This window comes from Nonomuraea gerenzanensis, from assembly GCF_020215645.1.
Classification (GTDB): domain Bacteria; phylum Actinomycetota; class Actinomycetes; order Streptosporangiales; family Streptosporangiaceae; genus Nonomuraea; species Nonomuraea gerenzanensis.
This window is the reverse complement of record NZ_CP084058.1, coordinates 7,168,938-7,188,571: the sequence shown is the minus strand read 5'-3', so window position 1 is coordinate 7,188,571 and position 19,634 is coordinate 7,168,938. Positions and strand designations below refer to the sequence as shown.

Annotated in this window: 15 protein-coding genes; 4 read left to right on the top strand and 11 right to left on the bottom strand. The window is 70.1% G+C overall.

Annotated features, from left to right (window positions below; genetic code table 11):
- Window positions 1-21: 21 nt before the first annotated feature.
- The 6 genes from LCN96_RS57190 to LCN96_RS33520 form a co-directional block, all read right to left on the bottom strand.
- On the bottom strand, window positions 22-1,029 hold the full coding sequence (locus tag LCN96_RS57190) for an ABC transporter ATP-binding protein (RefSeq protein WP_311131980.1): 1,008 nt from the start codon (window positions 1,027-1,029) through the stop codon (window positions 22-24).
- A complete protein-coding gene (locus LCN96_RS57185; protein WP_311131979.1) occupies window positions 1,026-2,072 on the bottom strand; it encodes an ABC transporter ATP-binding protein in 1,047 nt (348 codons plus the stop codon). Before LCN96_RS57185 ends, LCN96_RS57190 begins: the two co-directional genes overlap by 4 nt.
- 1 nt (window position 2,073) lies before the next feature.
- Window positions 2,074-3,042 carry an ABC transporter permease gene (locus LCN96_RS33535; protein ID WP_225266435.1) on the bottom strand — a complete coding sequence of 323 codons (969 nt, stop codon included), beginning with the start codon at window positions 3,040-3,042 and terminating at the stop codon, window positions 2,074-2,076.
- Window positions 3,043-3,074: 32 nt separating this feature from the next.
- Window positions 3,075-4,583: an ABC transporter permease gene (locus LCN96_RS33530; protein ID WP_225266434.1), complete on the bottom strand. Its 1,509-nt coding sequence runs from the start codon at window positions 4,581-4,583 to the stop codon at window positions 3,075-3,077.
- 96 nt (window positions 4,584-4,679) lie between these two features.
- Window positions 4,680-6,380: an ABC transporter family substrate-binding protein gene (locus tag LCN96_RS33525; RefSeq protein ID WP_225266433.1), complete on the bottom strand. Its 1,701-nt coding sequence runs from the start codon at window positions 6,378-6,380 to the stop codon at window positions 4,680-4,682.
- 679 nt (window positions 6,381-7,059) lie between these two features.
- Window positions 7,060-7,347, bottom strand: a complete 288-nt coding sequence (locus LCN96_RS33520; protein WP_225266432.1) for a DUF1905 domain-containing protein — start codon at window positions 7,345-7,347, stop codon at window positions 7,060-7,062.
- Window positions 7,348-7,450: 103 nt separating this feature from the next.
- Between LCN96_RS33520 and LCN96_RS33515 the strand changes: the two genes are divergently transcribed.
- Window positions 7,451-7,645, top strand: a complete 195-nt coding sequence (locus LCN96_RS33515; RefSeq protein WP_225266431.1) for a hypothetical protein — start codon at window positions 7,451-7,453, stop codon at window positions 7,643-7,645.
- 13 nt (window positions 7,646-7,658) lie between these two features.
- Here the strand turns inward: LCN96_RS33515 and LCN96_RS33510 are convergent, their stop codons facing one another.
- The 4 genes from LCN96_RS33510 to LCN96_RS33495 form a co-directional block, all read right to left on the bottom strand.
- On the bottom strand, window positions 7,659-9,806 hold the full coding sequence (locus LCN96_RS33510; protein WP_225266430.1) for a TOMM precursor leader peptide-binding protein: 2,148 nt from the start codon (window positions 9,804-9,806) through the stop codon (window positions 7,659-7,661).
- Between the two features lie 55 nt (window positions 9,807-9,861).
- The gene (locus LCN96_RS33505) at window positions 9,862-10,365 is read right to left on the bottom strand and encodes a hypothetical protein (RefSeq protein WP_225266429.1); all 504 of its coding nucleotides are present in this window, start codon (window positions 10,363-10,365) and stop codon (window positions 9,862-9,864) included.
- Window position 10,366: 1 nt separating this feature from the next.
- Window positions 10,367-10,684, bottom strand: a complete 318-nt coding sequence (locus LCN96_RS33500; protein WP_225266428.1) for a PadR family transcriptional regulator — start codon at window positions 10,682-10,684, stop codon at window positions 10,367-10,369.
- A gap of 194 nt (window positions 10,685-10,878) precedes the next feature.
- Window positions 10,879-12,135 (bottom strand): sensor histidine kinase, encoded by a 1,257-nt coding sequence (locus LCN96_RS33495; RefSeq protein ID WP_225266427.1) that lies wholly within the window; start codon window positions 12,133-12,135, stop codon window positions 10,879-10,881.
- Between the two features lie 195 nt (window positions 12,136-12,330).
- Between LCN96_RS33495 and LCN96_RS33490 the strand changes: the two genes are divergently transcribed.
- A complete protein-coding gene (locus tag LCN96_RS33490; protein ID WP_225266426.1) occupies window positions 12,331-13,575 on the top strand; it encodes an erythromycin esterase family protein in 1,245 nt (414 codons plus the stop codon).
- Between the two features lie 99 nt (window positions 13,576-13,674).
- On the opposite strand, the gene LCN96_RS33485 is transcribed toward LCN96_RS33490, so the two are convergent.
- On the bottom strand, window positions 13,675-14,496 hold the full coding sequence (locus LCN96_RS33485) for a hypothetical protein (protein WP_225266425.1): 822 nt from the start codon (window positions 14,494-14,496) through the stop codon (window positions 13,675-13,677).
- A gap of 74 nt (window positions 14,497-14,570) precedes the next feature.
- Between LCN96_RS33485 and LCN96_RS33480 the strand changes: the two genes are divergently transcribed.
- Together LCN96_RS33480 and LCN96_RS33475 are read left to right on the top strand one after the other, a co-directional pair.
- Window positions 14,571-15,404: a GPI inositol-deacylase gene (locus LCN96_RS33480; RefSeq protein ID WP_225266424.1), complete on the top strand. Its 834-nt coding sequence runs from the start codon at window positions 14,571-14,573 to the stop codon at window positions 15,402-15,404.
- Window positions 15,405-15,408: 4 nt separating this feature from the next.
- Window positions 15,409-19,626, top strand: a complete 4,218-nt coding sequence (locus tag LCN96_RS33475; protein ID WP_225266423.1) for a caspase family protein — start codon at window positions 15,409-15,411, stop codon at window positions 19,624-19,626.
- Window positions 19,627-19,634 lie beyond the last annotated feature (8 nt).

The following is a 19,634-nucleotide window of genomic DNA, read 5'->3' as shown; positions in this document are numbered from 1 at the left end:
CCCGAGGAACGACCACCTCGATCACACCACCTCCGTGTTCACCTCCGGGAAGTGGCAGGCGGCGGGGTGTCCGGTTCCCCGGTCGATCAGGGCGGGCTCCTCGGTGGCGCAGATCTCCTGGGCCTTCCAGCAGCGCGTACGGAACCGGCACCCGCTCGGCGGGTCCAGCGGGCTGGGCACCTCCCCGGTGAGGATGATCCGCTGCCTGCGGCGTTCCTCCTCGGGGTTGGCCGTCGGCGCCGCCGACAGCAGCGCCTGCGTGTACGGATGGACCGGGCGGTCGTAGACGTCGTCACGCGGGCCGGTCTCGACGATCTTGCCCAGGTACATCACCGCGACGCGGTCGGAGATGTGCCTGACCACGGACAGGTCGTGCGCGATGAAGATGTACGACAGCCCGAACGTGTCCTGCAGGTCCTCCAGCAGGTTGATCACGCCGGCCTGCACCGACACGTCCAGCGCCGACACCGGCTCGTCCAGCACGAGCAGCTTGGGCTCCAGCGCGAGCGCGCGGGCGATGCCGACCCGCTGGCGCTGGCCGCCGGAGAACTCGTGCGGGTACCGGTTGCCGTGCTCGGGGTTCAGCCCGACCAGCTCCAGCAGCTCCGACACCTTGCCGGGGCCGGTGTCCTTCCACCGGTCGTGCACCTTCAGCGGCTCGGCGATGATGTCGTTGACCGGCAGCTTCGGGTTCAGGGAGGCGTAGGGGTCCTGGAAGACGATCTGGATGTCCCGCCGCACGGCGCGCAGCCGCTTGGGGGTCAGCGTCGTCAGCTCGGTGCCCTCGAAGCGCACCGAGCCGGAGGTGGGTTTGTGGAGCTGGAGGATGGCCCGGCCCGTCGTCGACTTGCCGCACCCCGACTCGCCCACCACGCCGAGGGTCTCGCCCTGGTCCACGTGCATGGAGACGCCGCTGACCGCCTGGATGTGGCCCGCCACCTTGCGCAGGAACCCCGCGCCGCGTACGGGGAAGCTCATCACCAGGTCCTCCACCTCGAGGAGGTGCTCCTGCGTGACCTGATCGCTCATGTGACGGGCTCACTCTCCGTACGGAACAGCGCGGTGGGATCCGCCACCGCGGCCAGCTGGTCCCAGTGATGACAGGCGGCGTAGTGCCCGCCCTCGTCGACCTCCACCAGCGCGGGCTCCTCGCTGTGGCAGCGGGTGTCGGCCAGCGGGCAGCGCGGCGAGAACGGGCAGCCGGACGGCAGGTTGATCAGGGAGGGCGGGGCACCCTTGATCGGGCGCAGCCGCCCGCCGGAGGTCTCCAGGGACGGCATCGAGCCGAGCAGCCCCGCGGTGTACGGCATGCGCGGCCGGTAGAAGATCGTGTCGGTGTCGCCGATCTCGACCGGCTTGCCGGCGTACATGACCAGCACCCGGTGCGCGATGCCCGCCACCACGCCGAGGTCGTGCGTGATGAGCACGATCGCGGCGTTGACGGCGTCCTTGACCTCCAGCAGCTTCTCCAGGATCTGCGCCTGGACGGTCACGTCGAGCGCGGTGGTCGGCTCGTCGGCGATGATCACGTCCGGGTTGTTGATGACCGCCATGGCGATCATCGCGCGCTGCCGCATGCCGCCGGAGAACTCGTGCGGATAGCTGCGCAGCCGCTGCTCGGCCTGCGGGATGCCGACCAGGTCGAGCATCTCCTTGGCGCGGGCGAGCGCCTGCTTGCGGGGCACCAGGTCGTGCGCGAGCACGGCCTCGGCGAGCTGGTCGCCGATGCTGTGCACGGGGTTCAGCGCGGTCATCGGGTCCTGGAAGATCATGGCGATCTTGCGTCCGCGCAGGTCGCGCCGCTTGCGGGCGGGTGCCTTCAGCACGTCGTCGCCGCGGTAGAAGATCTTGCCCCGTACGCGGGCGCCGCGAGGCAGCAGCCCCATCACGGCCAGCGACGAGACGGACTTGCCGGAGCCGGACTCGCCGACGATCCCGAGCACCTCGCGCTCGTGCAGGGAGTAGGAGACCCCGCGGACCGCCTGGACGACGCCGTCCTCGGTGGGGAACTCCACGGCCAGGTCCTCCACGCGCAGGATCTCGCCGGGGACCTCGGTGGGGTAATCCTTCATGTCAAGCACGCACCCGGGTCTGTCGAGGGTCGAACGCGTCGCGCAGACCGTCACCGATGAAGTTGATGGACAGCGCGATCGCGATGATGAACACGCCCGGCCACCAGAACAGCCACGGGCGGGTCGTCATCGCGCTGCGGTAGGTGTCGATGAGCTGGCCGAGCGAGACGTCGGGCGGCTGCACGCCGACGCCGAGGAAGGACAGCGCCGACTCCAGCAGCACCGCGTTCGCGATGGCCAGGGTCGCGCTGACGATGATGACGCCGACCGTGTTGGGCAGGATGTGCCGGAAGATGATGCGGCGGGAGGACGTGCCCAGCGCCCGCGCGGCCTCGACGAACTCCTTCTCGCGCAGCGACAGGAACTCGCCGCGGATCAGCCGGCTCAGCGTGGGCCAGGTCACCAGGCCGATGCAGACGGCCAGGATGACGATGCCCGAGTCGCCGAACGACCGGCCGACGATGGCGGCGATGATCAGGACGGGGATGGTGATCATCACGTCGGTGAGCCGCATGAGGATCGCTTCCACCTTTTGCCGGAAATATCCGGCGAAGGCGCCGGCCAGCGTGCCGACCGTCGTGGCCACGATGCCCACGATGAACGCCACGATGATCGACTGCTGGGTGCCGCGCATGGTGAGCGCGAAGTAGTCGATGCCGATGTTGTCCTGCCCGAAGGGGTGCTCGCCCCAGCGGATGCCCTCGCCGCCGAGGAACTCCGGCACCAGGCTGAGCGTCGGCCTGCCCTGGTCGACCACCGACCCGGTGGCCAGGTAGCTCTTGTCCCACCAGCCCGGGATGGGCCCGAACCCGATGGAGGTGAACGCCAGCACGACGACGAAGCCGAAGACCAGCATGCCGGCCAGCGCCGCCCGGTGCCGGAAGAAGCGGCGGCGGACGAGCTGGCTCTGGGTGCGGGCGACGACCGTCATGCCCTGCGCGGCCCCGGGGACCTGCGCGCTGATCGCCATGGGTGGCTCTCCTGTGGGTGTGAACTGCCCGCTCATGACAACCTGATCCGTGGGTCGAGGTAGGCGTAGATGATGTCGGCCAGCATGTTGAACAGCACGATCGCCGTCCCGGAGACGATGAAGAACGCCATGACCGGGGCCGGATCGACCTCCTGCAGCCCGCGCAGGAACAGGCTGCCCATGCCCTGCCAGCCGAAGACGTTCTCGGTCACGATCGCGCCGCCGATGACGCCCGCGAAGTCGAAGGCCATCAGTGTGGTGATCGGGATCATCCCGTTGCGGAAGGCGTGCTTGGTGACCACCGTGCGCTCGGGCAGGCCCTTGGCCCGCGCGGTGCGCACGTAGTCGAGGTTCATCACTTCGAGCATGCTGGAGCGGCTGTAGCGGGTGTAGGTGGCCAGCGAGATCAGGATCAGCGCCATGGTCGGCAGCAGGAGGTGGCCCGCCACATCCAGGTTGGTCTGCCAGAAGTCGCCTTCGAAGTTGGGGGTGCTGGAGCCGATCGTGGCGATCGGGCGGCCGCGTACGTACTCGCTGTAGTCCGCGAAACCGCGCAGCATGCGGTCGAGGAAGATCAGCCCGCCGGTGACCAGCCCCGTCAGGACGGAGGCGAGGATCGCCTGGCGGCGCAGCAGCCCGCCGAGGCCGTAGCCGAGCCCCACGCAGACGGCCACCGTCAGCAGGGCCAGACCGAAGATCTCCAGCCAGCTCGGATCGGTCAGGACGGGATCCAGGAGCTGGGAGAGGATCACGCCGATCCCCGCGGCCGAGAGGGCGGCGTAGAGCGGATCGCGGTAGCGCAGCCCGGAGATCAGCGCGGTCAGGCCGACCGCCGTGCCACCCGCGAGGATCGCCAGGAGGACGACGCCGATGCCGGGGTCGGCGAACCACCGGGTGGCCGACAGCAGCGTCAGCGTCACGGCCGTGGCGGCGGCGCCGAGCCCGAACGCGGCCAGCCGCGTCTGCCGGCCGCCGATCCAGAGCGTGGCCCAGATCAGCCCGGCGACCAGGGAGATCACGCCGATGACGGTGGGCGGGATGACGGGATCGCGCAGCCAGTCGTTGAACTCGATCGCGATGTACTGCTTGAGCATCACCGCGACCCAGAAGAGCGGGAGCGAGAAGCAGACGAAGGCGGTGAAGGTGACCGAGTAGTCGAAGGCGCTGTACTGCCGCAGCGCGGAGACGATGCCCACGATGACGCCGATGACGACCGCGAGCACGGTGGCGGCCACGACGAGCTGCAACGTGGCCGACAGGGCGTTGCCGAGCAGCACGGCCACGTCCTGGCCGTCGCGGTTGACGCCGAGGTCGCCGCGGAACAGGTTCCCGAGCCAGGTCAGGTATCGGAGCGGGAGGGGAACGTCGAGGTTCATCCGCTCGATGCGGTCGGCCATCTTGCGCTCCCGGTCAGGGCCCGGGAGCTCCCTGAGGTCTTCCAGCGGGTCGCCCGCGAGCGCCGTCAGCCCGTAGATGACCATGGTGGCCGCCAGAAGCACGAAGAAGGAGACGATCAGTCTTCGCGCGATGAAGGCGATCACTCGCTATCCCCCTTGGTTCATAGGTGGTGCTGGCGCGGAGCGGAGGACTCGGGGACTCCTCCGCTCCGCGCCGGGTGGTTCAGAGTGATCGGGCGGCTACTGGGCCAGGCTCCACTTGTCCATGTTCCAGGTCACGGACGACTGGGCCGGGTTCGGCACGATGTTCTGCAGCTTCTCGTCCCAGGCCAGCATGTTCGGGTGGGCGAACAGCGGGATCGTCGCCAGGTCCTGCCAGAGCACCTTCTCGATCTGGGCGATCATCGCGGGGTGCTTGGTCTTGTCGACCTCGGCGTTGAGCTTCTTGATGAGCTCGTCGACCTCCTTGTTGGAGTAGCAGCCGTTGTTGTTCTCCTTGCCGGCCTCGCTGCACTCCTTGACCGTGGTGTACGTCGAGCTCCAGCCGCTCACCTCGGCCGAGCCGGTCCAGGCGAACAGCGCCACGTCGTAGGTGTTGGTGGCGAGGGGACCGCCGGCCTCGAAGAACTTCTCGTCACCGGCGTCGGTGATCTTGAAGCCCGCCTTGTTGCAGGAGTCGGCGATGAGCTGCACCTCCTGCGTACGGCGCGGGTTGGGCAGGTTGTGGCCGATCTTCACTTCCATGCCGACCTTGCCGGCCTTCTCCAGCAGCGCCTTGGCGCCCTCGACGTCGGGCTGGGCGTAGGTCTCGGAGCCGCTGCCCTGGGAGACGGTGGCGTAGTCCGCCTCGAACGGCAGCGTGTTGCGCACCTGCAGCACCTGCGCCTGCGGCGCGAGCGGCTTGATCAGGTTGTCCACGATGAGCTGCCTGGGCACGCACTTGGCGAACGCCTCGCGCAGCGTCTTGTCCTTGAACTCGCTGGAGTCGAAGTTGAAGTCCAGGTGCTCGTAGGTGTAGGCGTCACCGGTCTTCACCGTCACGCCCTGCATACCCTGGAGCTGGGCGAGCAGGTCGGGGTTCGGCTGCGGCTCGATCAGGTTGACCTCGCGGTTCTGCAGGGCCTGGGCCTGCTCCTCCTGCGAGATGACGCGCATCACGATGGTCGGCGTGGCCGGCTTGGCGCCCCACCACTTGTCGTTGGCGGCCAGGGTCAGCGACTGGCCGGGCTCCATGGCGGAGATCTTGTAGGGGCCCGAGGCCGGGAACAGCGACATGTCCTTGATGCCGCCCTCGATGACCCAGCCCTCGTTGTAGAACTTGATCACCGCTTCGAGCTTCTTGGTGTCCGCCGCCTGCACCGCGGCGATGAAGTCCGCCTCGCTCATGCCCGCGGCCTTGTACGCCACGTGGGCCGGCAGCACGTCGGCGGCGCCGGGGCCGTTGCTCTCCCAGTCGGCGAACGGCTCGGAGTACTCGAAGGTGAACTTCTTGTCGCCCGCCTTGCACGCCGGAGCCTTGACCAGCTCGACACCGGTGGTGCCGTCGACCTGGAAGCCCTTGATCTTGCCGGACTTGGCCGCCCAGTACAGCAGAGCGTCGTCACAGTCGATCGGGTTGCCGTCGGACCACACGCCCTGGGCGTTGAACTCGTAGTCGACGGTCAGCGGCGAGTCCGACGTCTTCGTGTACGTGCCGAAGTCCTTGTCGGGGGTCACCACGCCCTTCTCGCCGTAGTACCAGAAGCCGAGCAGCACCCGCTGCATGGCGGTGCTGTTGACCAGGTTGTTCACGGCGATGCTGTTGTAGGAGTTGAACTCCTGCTCACCGGCGTAGGTGATGGTCTGCCCCGAGGCGGCGCCGCCCGTGGCCGACTGCGTCGGCTTGCTGGCCTCGTTGCCGCTCTGCCCGCAAGCGGACAGCAGAAGCGCACCTGCTGTCACCGCCGTGAGGAATCTCCCAAGTCTCCGCCTATGGGTCACGACAGCTCTCCTTTGTCCGAACTAGGGTCAGCGCTGCTGGTTAATGCGCAACAGGATCATCGGCCAACGTTTCGGACAAATAGCCGAGTCCATACTGTTGCGAACTTGAGATCGACGTCTGTCCGATCTGTAATCAGATGTCAGGGAAATCCACATTTCGCTGTCCACACTGTAGACAGGAGGGGGCCCTCTGTGCCAGGGTTTGCGCCAAAGCCGTCGCGAGGTCGAAAGCCCTGCGAGCGCGTGCTTTTATCCTTGAAAGGGTTAGGGCGAAAGGCGGTCTTTCGTGCCGTGGATAAGGCGGCTTTCCGCGCCCTCCGCGCGCGGCGCCGCCGCGCGTGCGGGCACCCTTCTCATCCCGCCCTGGGGTGCGCGGCCACCCCGATCATGCTTCGCGGCTTGACCGCCCTGCTCGAACCGGGCGCCGCGCACAATGACGGAGACCCAAAAGGCCGTTCCGCGGCCTTCTCCGGCGCCTTTCGCCGTCACCCGGAAGCGGATCAGCATTTCGTCTATTCAGCCGGTGTCGCTCCGTAATGGAGTGACCTTTCTTGGTCATTCGTAACGGCGTTCGACCATGGCCGGCGAAAGGCGCATCCCCAGGGGCCGGTGATCGCCGCGATCCCGGCCGCGCGCGGCTCTATGCGCCGACGGTCAGGCGGACGGTCACGACGTCTCCCACGTCCAGCCCCTCGGCCCGCCGCACCTCCGCCTTCACCGGTACGAGGTAACGCCCGTCCTTGGGGAACATCGACGTCTGCCACCTGGTCTCCCGGATCTGAGCCGTCACCGGGATCATGCCCCAGCCGTAGCTCACCGAGGCGGCGATCGTCTCCAGGTCCTGGCACTCCTCGTCGGGCACGGTGAGGAAATGCCAGGGCGCCGGCCCCCGCCAGAACCACACCTCGCCGGTGAACTCGATGTTCATCGCCACAGAATAGGGCGCACCGGCTCCGGGAACGAGCGCGAACGCTTCCCCCGATCGCCCGCCGGTGCTATACATGCGCTCATATCGGCACTGGAGGATGGCCATGCCCGCTCAGCACGCCGTGGACCCGACGGACCGGTACGCCGTACAGCCGGACGACCGGTTGTGCCGGAGGTCCTCCCCGAGCCTGGCTTCGGACGACCGGTTGTGCTGGAGGTCCTCCCCGCACCTGGCGCCGGGCGACGCGGCCTCCGGCGAACGGTCCGCTCTCGACAGGTTCGCCCAGCTCGGCCGCTGACGCACCGTCTCCGCTAGGCCAGGGGGTGCGGGTCGAGGTTGAGCGTGGCGGTCCCCGGGCGCAGGCCGAGCCGCTCCGGCAACTCGTACAGCCGCCGCCCGCCGAGCCGCGCGTGCGCCGCGCCGAACGCGATCGGCTGGAACCCCGGCACGATTGCACGCACCACCCGCACGCCCACCGCCGCGACGTCGGCGGGCGTGACGTCCGCGTACAGGACGTCACCGGCCGCCGCGACCAGCGATTCGACCAGCGAACCCGCCCGCGTGCCCGCCTCCCACGGCGTCAGGGGAGCCGAGCGCAGGTGATGCAGGCCGTGGGCGGCGGCGTCCGGATGGGCGTAACGCAGGTCGTGGTCGTCCAGGCCGGTGACCGGGAGCCGGTCCGCGGCCAGTGCGTCCATGCGGGCGGCCGTCCCGGGCACACGCAGCCGGGCCAGCAGCGCCGGGCGTACCTGGGCCACCTCCAGCACCGCGCGCCGGGCGGCGAGCCGGGGATCGGCGTGCGCGCCGAGCCCCGCCACCGCCGCCGGCGGCTCGTCGCTCCAGCCGATCGCGAGCACGACCTCGGCGGCGGCGTCCGTGGGCAGGCGATGCACGGTGATCGTGACGCCACGGGCGGCGTAGGCGGCGGCGACGCGCCGCGTCTCCCGGTCCGGGACGTCGAGGGCGTCGTGCGACCGGCCCGGCAGGCGGTGCGCCCAGGCGATGAGGAAGGCGTCCCGCTCGACGACCTCCAGCAGCGCCCGCCGGAGGGCGTCACCGGTGGACGAGCCGGCGGCCAGGCCGTTGGAGGTGGGGGCGAACAAGTACTCCCCGGGGCCGGACAGCCGTGGTGCGAGCGGGACGGCGAGCAGCGGCACCCACACCTCGCCGCCGGTCGCCAGGGAACGGGCGGTCGTCCAGGTCAGGGGCTGGTCGGTGGTGTAGCGGGGGTAGGGGAGGGCCGCGTACTGGTGGTCGGCGTACAGGACCAGGTCGTGCGGGTCGAGTGAAGGGCCGTCCAGGTCGGCGCGCCTGGCCTTCGTTTGCCGGGCCGGCTGCCAGGTCAGGCCGGCGTACCGTTCGAGCGCCTCGCCGATCGCGCCGTCACGGGCCTCCGCTCTGGTGATGCCCTTGCCCGAGCAGGCTACGAACGCGTCGCTGCCGTTGATGAAGCGGGCGTTGGACAATTCGGCGCGGGCGATGAACGGGTGGTTCGGCTCGGTGGGATCCTTGCGTACGTCGTCCAGGCGGCGGACCAGCCCGCACAGGGGGCTGGTCACCTGCCGGGTGACCTCCGCCAGACCGCGACCTCCGGCGCCCGTCGCCCCGGCGGGGCTGGGCTCGTCGGGCGCTTGCGCTGTGGTGGGGCGGGGGTCGTCGGGCGCTCGCGGTGCGGTGGGGCTGGGCTCGCCTGATGCTTGCGCTGCGGCTGGGTGGGGCTCGTCGGGCGCCGCCGGTCCCTTCCGCTGGGGACGTCTTGCGCAGGCCGGGCAGTCGGGACGCGGCAGTACGGGGTGGAGCGTCCCGGTGCGGGCCGCCCCGTCCAGCTCCAGCACGTGCCCAACGAGCCGCGGCCGGGCCGGGCCGACGGTGGCCGCCAGCGCCTCATGCGCCAGGACCGCCCCCGCCCAGGCGGACAGCACGGGCGGGACCGGCGGCGGCTCGCGGAAACCACGGACGCGATCGCCCTCCTCCTCCAGCGCCATGGCCGCCGCGAAGTCGTCCTCACAGGCCACTGCCCGCATGCGCCAGCACAGGAAGCACGCCCCCGCACCGGGCAGGACGAGCGGCCCGATCCTGGCGCGCAACCCGCCGAACGCCGCGTGCAGGGCGGGCACGCCGCTCTCGTTCACCCAATGGTGCACGGCGGGGAAGCTCCAACCGGCGGTGACCATCACCAAACCCGCGCCCTCCACCAGCGCCGTCACGGCCGAGCGGTCCAGCTCCGGCCCGGCCTCTCTCGCCAGCGCCGTCACGGCCGGGCGGTCTTGCTCCGGCCCGGCCCCCTCCGCCGCCAGCGGTCCTGCCCCCTCCGCCACCACCGGCGAGGGCCGCGACCGCAGCTCCGCCGACGCCTCCTCCCGCCGCGACCCGGCGTCGGCCAGGACGAACGAGCGCACACCCCGGTGCACCAAGACCCGGGCCGCGGCCACGGCGGCTGCCCCCGTCCCGATGAGCACGACGCGCAACTCCCCGGCCAGGCGGTTCCGAGCCGCAGTCATCCGAAGGACCCGTTCACCGGAACAAGACGAGCAGCAGCACCGCCGCCAGGATCACTGGCGCGGCACCCAGGAGAAGGGGGAGCAGCCGCTTCCCCGCCGCCCCCCGATCCGCGGGCCGCCCCCTCGACAGCCCCGCCTGCCTGGCGGCGAGCGTGTCCTCCCAGTCGCCGAGCGTGTCGCGCTCGGTGAACCTGCGGAGGACCAGCAGCAGGAGCGGCAACGCCACCCCCGCCATGGCGATGGCGATGCCGAGCACCTGCGAGGAGGAGGTCGTGGCCAGCCGCGCCCCGCCGATCACCAGAACGGCCGCCAGAGCGAGTGGCACGGCCGAGCGGCGGGTCAGGTTCATCGCCAGGGCGGCCCTGAGCGCGCCCAGCGCCACGGCCAGCGAGCCCATTCCCGCCTCCGCCGCCCCCTCCCCGTCGGCCAGCCACTGCTCCAGGTAGCGCTCCCGCCGCGCCCTGCCGGGCAAAATCGCGGCCGCGGTCACGATGACGCCTCTGACCAGCGGGTTCACCTCAAACCCCCGGGTGGGGGAGTGGTTGGGTGATCGGCTGGTGCGCGGTGGCGCGGCGGGCGACGGCGCGGCGTGCGGCGGGCAGGGCGTCCCCCTTCAGCCGATACAGGCGCCGGCGCGGGCCCTGCCGCGCGGAGTCCGCCTCCCAGGTGGAGATCACCCATCCGCCGCGTTCGAGCCGGTCGAGCACGAGGTAGACGGTGCCGGGGGAGCGGCCCGCCGCCTTGGCGATCGCCAGCCCCCAGCGCGGGTTCAGGTCGGTCGTCAGGGCCTCGATCACGTCCACGGTGGCGGGGGTGATCACCGGCAGAGGCTGCATGATCACATTTTATGGCGTGCGGCCTTTCGGCGCTGTCACCGTGCACACATGCGCCACCGCGGCGACGGTCGTGATGGCGAATGTCGAAGTTGTAGCCGCCGCGACGACGTCAAGCGCGTGATCGAAGGCCGTGACCGGATGGCCGCATGATTCGGCTCTGAGGACGGCGAGGAGCCGGTGCTCGGCTGGCAGCCTCAGATCGCGGCTTCTGTGACTGTGGTCAACGGCGTGTCAATGTCTGCGGCGGCGCTGTCGGCCGTCGGGGCACGCTGAGAGGGCTCCCAGGGTAACCAGGCGTCGAGGACGAAGCGCCCGTCCCGTACGCCGTGGGCGATCATGCCGCCGGCCATCCGGATGCGTTCGGCCAGGCCGACCAGGCCCAGTCGCCCCCCGGAGCCCGCCGGCGCGCCCGCGAGAACCTCGTTGCTCACCCGGATCCGCAGCTCCGCTCCCGGCCGGCCGCTGATCTCGGCGCGCACGGGGCTGCCGGGCGCGTGCTTGCGCGCGTTGGTGAGGGCCTCCTGCACGATGCGGTACGCGTGGCGGCCGGTCTGCGAGGGCAGCAGCTCCCGGGCGGTGATGGTCTCCTCCGCCTCGACGTGCTGGCCGACGGCCCGGACCTCGGCGAACAGCGCGTTCAAGCGGCTCAGGTCCGGCTGAGGCGACTCCACCTCGCCGCCACCAGCCCCGCCACCACCCCCGCACCCGTCGCGCCGGAGCATGCCGAGCACGGCGCGCAGCTCGTCCAGCGATTGATGCGCGTTCTCCTGGATCGCCAGCGCGGCCTCCCGGGCCTCCTCACCCGTCAGGTCCTTGCGATAGGCCAGGCCGCCCGCGAGCATCGACAACAGGGAGATCCGGTGCGCCAGCACGTCGTGCATCTCGTGCGCGATCTTGAGCCGTTCGGCCAGCTTGGCCTGCTCGATCAGCTGCGCCTGCTGGCGGTGGGCCAGCCGGGCGGCCTCCCGCTGCGAGGCGGCCAGATCCTGCCGCCCGCGATGGTAGAGGCCGACGACGGTCAGCGCGCCGAGGACGACGGTGCCGGTCGTGATCGCCACGTCGCTCGCCTCGGTCGCGGCCGGCAAGGTGCTGTACGCCACCAGCCCGGCCAGGTGCACCGCCGCGACGGGGACGATCTGCCGCCACCGGCGATGCGCGCACAGGGAGACGTATGCGACGTACGCGGGACCGCCGGCCACGCTGGAGACGCCGCTCAGCAGGGTCGTGACCAGCGCGATCTGCCACGGCCACCGGCGCCGCCAGCCCAGCAGGACCAGCCCGAGCACGCCGAGCCCCACGTCCAGCACCGCCTGCGGGAGCCGGTCGTGGGCTTGGGAGACGACCCCGCCGATGACAGCCGTGTGGAACAGCATCGGCAGCACGGCGCAGACGTACGGCAGCGCGGTGCCCCATCGGCCCTGAAGCTGCTGGGTCGCTGGACGGTAAGGCACGTCCCGCAGCCTAGGCGCCTGGCCGGTGGCTGGCCTAGCGACCCAGGTTCACATCTGGGCGCCGAAGGTCTACAACCGGTGGTCCACGATCTGGCCCTGCGCCACCGCACGCTCGACCTGACTCCGATGACGGGCGACCGCGCGTCCGATGAACTTGACGCATGATCGAGATCGACTCCGTCGGCGTGAGCTGACATGGCGCACACACTCGCCCGCCTGCTCGCGGGCCTCGCCCTGATCGTGCCGGCCGTGACCGCGTGCGGGGGCGCGGACACCGCGGGGGTGACGTCCGGCGCCGTCGTCCCCCTCGACCAGGCCACACTCGCCGACGCCGCGGGCAAGCGGGTGGTCGGCGTCGGTGAGGCCACGCACGGCAACAAGGAGTTCGTCCAGGCCCGCATGCTGGTCATCCAGCGGCTGGTGCGCGAGCACGGCTTCCGCACGGTCGCCCTGGAGGCCGACTTCGGGGGCACCGCCGTCGCCGACGACTACGTGGTGGAGGGCCTGGGCACTGCCGAGCAGGCGGCCGCGGCGCTCGGCTTCGACATCTACCGCACCCGCGAGACCGCAAGCCTGCTCCAGTGGCTCCACGACCACAACGCCGCCGTCGCCGCCCCCGCCAAGGTGCGCCTCCACGGCTTCGACATGCAGCGCTACGACCGCAACAAGGAGCGGCTGCTGCGCTACCTCGCCACGGTCGAGCCCGCCCAGGTCCGCCCGGTCCAGCAGGCACTGGCCGACCTCACCGACGCCACCAGGTCCGTACAGGACAAAACGAAGATCGCCGCCGCCGCCACCGCGGCCGAACGGATCACCACCCGCATGCGCGACCACGAGGCCACGTACGTGCGGCTCAGCTCTCCCGAGTCGTTCGCCGTCGCGCTGCACCACGCCGAGACGATCGGCCGGGGCGCCCGCTTGCAGCTCTCCGGGGCCGACTACGCCCGCAAGCGGGACGCCTGGATGGCCGAGGCCGTCGACTGGATCATCGGCACCGGACGAGAGCACGTCATCGTGGCCGGTCACAACAGTCACCTCGACAAGACCGGCGCGGCGTTCTCCTTCGAGTCGATGGGCCGCCGCCTGGCCAGGACGTACGGCGGCGGCTACTTCGCCATCGGCACCGAGTTCGCCACCAGCACCTTCCTCAGCCGCGACGACTCCTCCGGCGAACGCGAGCAGTTCACCGTGAGCCACGACTCGCCCCTGGCCAAGCTGTTCGGCGCCCAGCCCCTGGGCTACGTGAACCTCGCACAGGCTTCGGCCACCCCCGCCAACCGGCGGTTACTCGGCTCGGAGATCCGCATGGGCAGCGTCGGCGACGGTTACCGGTCCATTTACAGCATGCTGAGCTGGACCTACACGGTGCCCATGGTGCCGGCGCGGGCGTACGACGCGCTGGTGTACGTGCCGCGCGCCACCCCGGTCACCCCGTTGTGAGGGACCGCAGCACAGTGCCAGTGGTGTCTCCAGGACTGTCCGCAGTGGAGATCCTCGAATCCCGCGCGAATATCTCCGATGAATCTCAGGGGGATGACACTAGATACGCGGCCATCGCAAAAGACTGCTCACCATCGTTGAGGTGACGATCGCACAAGGCAGGACGATCATGATCAGGGGCCACAAGCCGGGACCTGCGAGCATGGGAGGGGCACCCATGAGCAGTCCGAGACCTGCCGTTGTCAGCAGGGCGACGTGATAGAACCACCGGCTTGCCCTCCTGCTCCAAGCCGCACAGACCAGCACGGTGAGTGGCACCAGCCAGGCCAGGAGTACGTCACCGGCGAGTCCAGGACCGCCGAGCGTGTCCCGCACGCTGCCTCCCGCGGCGAGCACGCCGGCCAGAACGGCCATGATGAGCAGGCCGGAGAGCACACGCCGCGCGATGCCGACCGGGCCCGGCCGCAACCGAGAGAAGCGGATACGTGAAAGGCGAATGGACATCAAGCTGCCAGGGAGCAGCCACAGCGCGGCCAGCCCGATGGGCAGTGCCACGAAGGGGTTGCCCACCAGCCACTCGGCGGCCACCTCGACCTGTGACGGGCGCTGCGGAGAGGCGGGCAGGAAGGGGACAAGCGCTCCCGTCGCCAGTGCTCCCATGATGCACCAGCGCAGCAGCGCGCGCCCGTGTGGAAGAAGCGCCACGAGCGCGGCATACGCTGCGGCGACCGGTGTCAGCGTGCTCGCGAATCCAGGTAGATCCCTGACACCTGCACCACTGATGAGCAGCCCTAGCGAGGAGATCGCCACCAGGGCCACCGTTCCCGATGCCCAGACCACCAGCCGGCTCTCCGCCTGTCTGCGCCACTCGTGCAGTCGATCGGTGAGCCTGACGTGCCGCAGGGCGGGGTTCGCCAGCATGGCCCCTCCCGGTTGCCAGCCGAGTTCTTCCTATGCACACTCTGGGAAAAGCGTCCCCGTGTGAAGGGGGAACCGTGGCCGCCATCGTTGTCATCCACGGGATCAGCCAGCAGTTCAGAGGCGAGCACACGTTGCGCGAGCGTCTCTTTCCCGCCTTGCGCGATGGCGTGCGCCTGGCGGGCGGTGACGTGCTGCCCGAGCAGGTTGACTTCGCCGCGTACGGCGAGTTGTTCCGGCCCCCTGCGGAGGTGATGGCGCCCGACCTCTACTACGACGCACACGACGTGGCGGAGGGGTACGAGCAGGAATTGCTCCTGGCCTGGTGGCGGCGAGCCGCAGAGGTGGACGGCCGGGTGGTCCCGCCGGACCGGGAGGTCCTGGCCCGCACGCCGTCCTGGGTAAGCGGTGCTCTGGTCGCGATGAGCCGCTCGCGATTCCTCAGCCGCGTCGCCGAGCAGTTGTTCATCGGGGATCTGAAGCAGGTGAGCGCCTACTTCAAGGATCAGAGTGTGCGCCAGTGGGCTCGCGAGGCCGTGGAACGCAGACTCGCGGCCGACACCAGAGTCGTCGTCGGGCACTCGCTGGGCTCCGTGGTCGCCTACGAGGCGCTGTGTGCGCACACCGAGTGGCCGGTGGCTGCACTCGTCACGCTCGGCTCCCCGCTCGGCCTGCCCAACCTGATCTTCGACCGGTTGCGGCCGAAGCCCGGCGGCTGGCCGGGAGCCGTCAAGGCGTGGACCAACGTCGTGGACGCCGGCGACGTGGTCGCCGCGGTGGAGGACCTGCGTCCGCTCTTCGGCTCGCAGATCAGGCAGATCCGCGTGTACAACGGCTCCCACGCTCACGACCTGCGTCCCTATCTCACCGAGCGCCTGACGGGGCAGGCCATCCTGGACGGACTGGAATGATCCCATGGGACGGCGTCACCTCATCGCCACCGGCGTCACCAGGGAGCTGCCCAAGACCGGTGAATCGATCGTGGAGTCGGTGGAACGCATGGTCCGGCTCTTGCAGGGGCTCGGCTACAAGCGCAGAACCGCTCTCGACGTGGATCCTCTCGGCGAGACGTTCCGCTCCGAGCTGCGCAGGTTCTGCCGCGACGAGACGGAGCCCGACGACCTGGTCGTGCTCTATCACACCGGGCACGCGGGACTCGTCTCCGACGAGCACGCGCTGTGGATGGGCGACACGGAGGACCCCGTGTCGAGCACCGTGCCCACGACGAAGCTGGCCAACCTCATGCTGGAGGACACACCGCTGCACCACGCGATGATCGTCCTTGACTGCTGTCACGCGGGGAAAGGGGCGGGCGAGGCGCTGGGCGCCGCGATGAAGGCCATGAACCGCGACGACAAGACCCTGATCATCGTCACCGCGGCTCACCCGAAGGAGCAGATCGAGGCGGGCACGTTCGCCGAGGCGTTCGAACGTGCCCTGGCCGACCTGTCGGTGGCCGGCTACCAGCCGGAATACCTGCGGATCAGCGAGCTGGTGGGCTCCATGAACCGGCACACTCCCGACTGGCAGACGGTGGCGCACCACGTGGCCCACCAGAGTGCGCCGGACACGTTTCTGAAGAACCCCCGCTACGATCCCGAACTGGCTGATCTGGACATGCTCACCAAGCTGCGGATCCAGCACAGGCAGGCCCGCGACCGGGACTTCACCGAGCACTGGCTGCCGCGGATCTCGCGGTTCGTCGGCAGGCACGCGGCGCTGGAAGACCTGGTGTCCTGGCTGAAGGAGGGCAGGAGATCCCGGGTGGTGACGGGCGATCCCGGGTCGGGTAAGTCCTCGATGATCGCCAGGCTGGCGGTGCTCAGCGATCCCGCCCGGCGCGGCCAGATCACTCTGGAGGACGTGCCGAGAGCCGCCGTCCCGCCGGAGAGGTCGATCGACGTGGCGATCCACGCCCGCCTGATGACGCCCCTGGACGTGCTCGACGCGCTCTGCGCCGGGCTCGGGCTGCGGCCGCAGAGCGTCGGCGAGCTGCTGGGGGCGATCCCAGGGCCGTGCGTGGCCGCCATCGACGCGGTCGACGAGGCCATCGACTACGAGAAGCTGGCGGACGAGATCCTCTACCCGCTGATCGAGGCGGGGCCCAAGCGCGGCCTCCGCCTGCTGATCGGCAGCCGCCGCCACCTGCTGCCCCGTCTCCCGCTCCCGCAGGAGGACGTGCTGGACCTGGACGACTCCAGCTACGCCGATCCCGCCAGCCTGTCCGAGTACGCCGCACGCTGCCTGGTGGAGATCGAGCCCGGCTCACCGTACGCGAGCGTGCCGGCGGAAGTGGTGCGCGAGGTAGCGGACGCGGTCGCGGCGGCGGCCGGCCGGTCCTTCCTGGTCGCGCTGATCGTCTCGCGCACCCTGGCGGCGCAGCCGACGGTGCCGGAGCCCAGGGACCAGGCCTGGCGAGCGTCGCTGCCCGCGACCGCGGCCGAGGCGATGCACAACGACCTGGAGACCAGGCTCGGGGACTTGGCGCAGCAAGCAAGGGATCTGCTCACGCCGCTGGCCTTCGCGCAGGGGTCCGGCCTGCCCTGGGGAAGGGTGTGGGCGCCGCTCGCCTCCCGGCTCGGCCACCACCCGTTCACCAACGAGAACGTCGAGTGGCTGCTGCGGAACGCCGGCTACTACGTCGTGGAGACCGTGGTGGACGGGGAGTCGCTCTACCGGCTCTACCACACGGCGCTGGCCGAGTACCTTCGTCAGTACCGCGACGCGGAGTTCGTCCATCGGCGCTTCACCGCCTTCTTCGCCGGCCGGGCGCCCAAGGACCAGGGCCGGACCGACTGGGCTCGGGCCGACCGCTACACCCTCGACCATCTGGCGACGCATGCCATACTCGGGTCGGCCGACATGCTGGGCGAGCTGGTGCATGATCCCGCGTTCCTGCTCGCGGCCACGCCCGCACCGCTCCTGGCGGCGTTGCCCTACCTGATGGACCGCGAGGACAGGCGGGCGGGCGCGGCCTATAGGCGGGCGCTGCATCTGATCAGGACCAAGCGACCTCAGGAATGGCTGGCCTATCTGCGGCTGGCCGCATACCGGGCAGGCGCCGGCAAGCTGGCGTACCGCATCCAGATCAGAGGTGAGCAGGAGCCGTGGACACCTTTGTGGTCCCAGTGGCCGGAAGAGCATCCCCACCGCGTGCTCACCGGGCATGCGGGCAGCGTGACGGACCTTCGCTGCTCGACGACCGGGCAGCCGGTGGCGATCTCCGTGGGTGTCGACAGGTCGATACGGAAGTGGGATCTGCGAACGGGTGAGCAACTGACGACGCATCTGCTCGGCCCTTCGAAGCGCCCGGCGCTGGACGCGCGGATCGACCCGTCAGGAGAGGTCGTCGTGCTGCTCGACGCGGAAGGCGCGTGCACGGTTTGGGAGGTGGCTTCCGGGGCCTTCAAGTGGCAGATCCCGCCCGCCGCGGCCTGGCGGTTCCCGGGGAACCTGACCATGGGCTTCAATCGCTGGTTCGACGGGCGTGCCGTCCTGGTCAGGTCGGGTGGCACCGCTCTCCCCGCGGAGATCTGGGACCTCGCCGCCGCTCGGAGACTCCTCTCGTTGCCCGGCCGGGTGACGGCGGCCGACCTGGCTCCCGGACGGCTGGAGACGGGCAAGAACGTGCTCATCGCCAGGTTCGGGGCTCTCTACGACCCGGAGACCGGCCGTTCTGCCCTGCCGCATCTCCAACGGCGAGGGCGCAAGGTCGAATACCTGGTGGACGGCGACACAGCGTTGTTCGCGGTCATCCATGAGAAGAACAACATGCTTATCTGGGATCTTGCCCGCGACAGAGAGATCGGGGGAGAGACACAGCGGCACGACGTCTCCGAGACGATCGTGGCGGGCAATCGCAGACTGGTCCGGAGAAGAGAGCACAGGTTCTTGGACAGGTTCGCCTGGTACCTGGACGACAGGCAACTGTCGGTGTGCGGCGCGTCGGTGGGATCGCGACGGGACATGTCCGTCTCCCCTGACGTCTCGCTCACTCTGCCGTCATCCGGCAGGCAGGTGACGCTGGCCGGTCACAACGGCCCGGTCACCGCGCATGACGTGGCGCTGCTCCCGGACAGGCACGAGATCGTGGCCACCGGCGGCGAGGACGGGACGGTGCGACTCTGGGACTTCCACCACACCGACCAGCAGGACTCCGCTGAGCACCCCGGGATCTTCCAGGCGGCCGAAGTGCGGGCCGTCGTCCTGGACGACGGCACAGAGCTGGGGCAGGCCTGTGGTCGGGAGGCCGATCCGGATGCCTGGAACGACACCCTGGTCGTGTCACTACGGCAGGAGTGGAAATTGGTGCTGGGCAGCCGCACCGAGACCACCACGCGGACCCTCGTGGACGGCGACGACCAGCCGGTGCTCGTGACCTTCTACGCGGATCACACCTGCGACGTCAGCCGAACGATGAGTTGGTCGTGGCAGTTTCTCCTGCAAAGGTGCAAAGCTGATCCGGTCTACTGGCCACAGGCGTCCGCCGCCGTCCGCCTCCCCACGGGGGAGCGCATCGCCGTCACCGGCGGGCACCGCAGCGACGCCGTGGTCTGGAACCTCGACGAGGGCCGCGCGATCGCGGCGCTGCGCGCTCACTCGGGCTGGGTCGGAACGGTGGAGACGGGATGCCTGCCGGACGGCACCCCGATCGCCGTGACAGGCGGCGACGACTTCCGGGTGGCGATCTGGGACCTCTACCATCACCGGCTCCTGGCCCGCTTCACCGTACTGCCCCGATGGCGCAGAGCCTTGTCGGTGCTGCCTCACCCGGATCGCGCCGCGGGCATCGAGAAGGTCGCCTGCACGATCGCCGACGGAGCCCTGTGGCTCGTCGTCCGCCTCGTCGACGAGCCCAGACTGCACGTCTACCGCTACGAAGGGCGCCGGTGCGGGAAGCAGGAGCCGATCCCGATGAGCGGCGCCGCCTTCGCCGCTCGCGCCGGGCGGGTGGTGCTGGCCAACCACAGGGACCAGCTCGAGATCTGGAAGCTCGGCGAACGCGGGCGAAGCCTGAGCATCGACGTGGAGGCCAGGATCATGGGCCTGGCGATGACCGAGACAGGTGTGATCTTCGCCGCCACCCAGAAGGGCCTGGCCGCCTTCCGGCTGAATCGCGGCTTCGACGGCTGAGCCCCCGT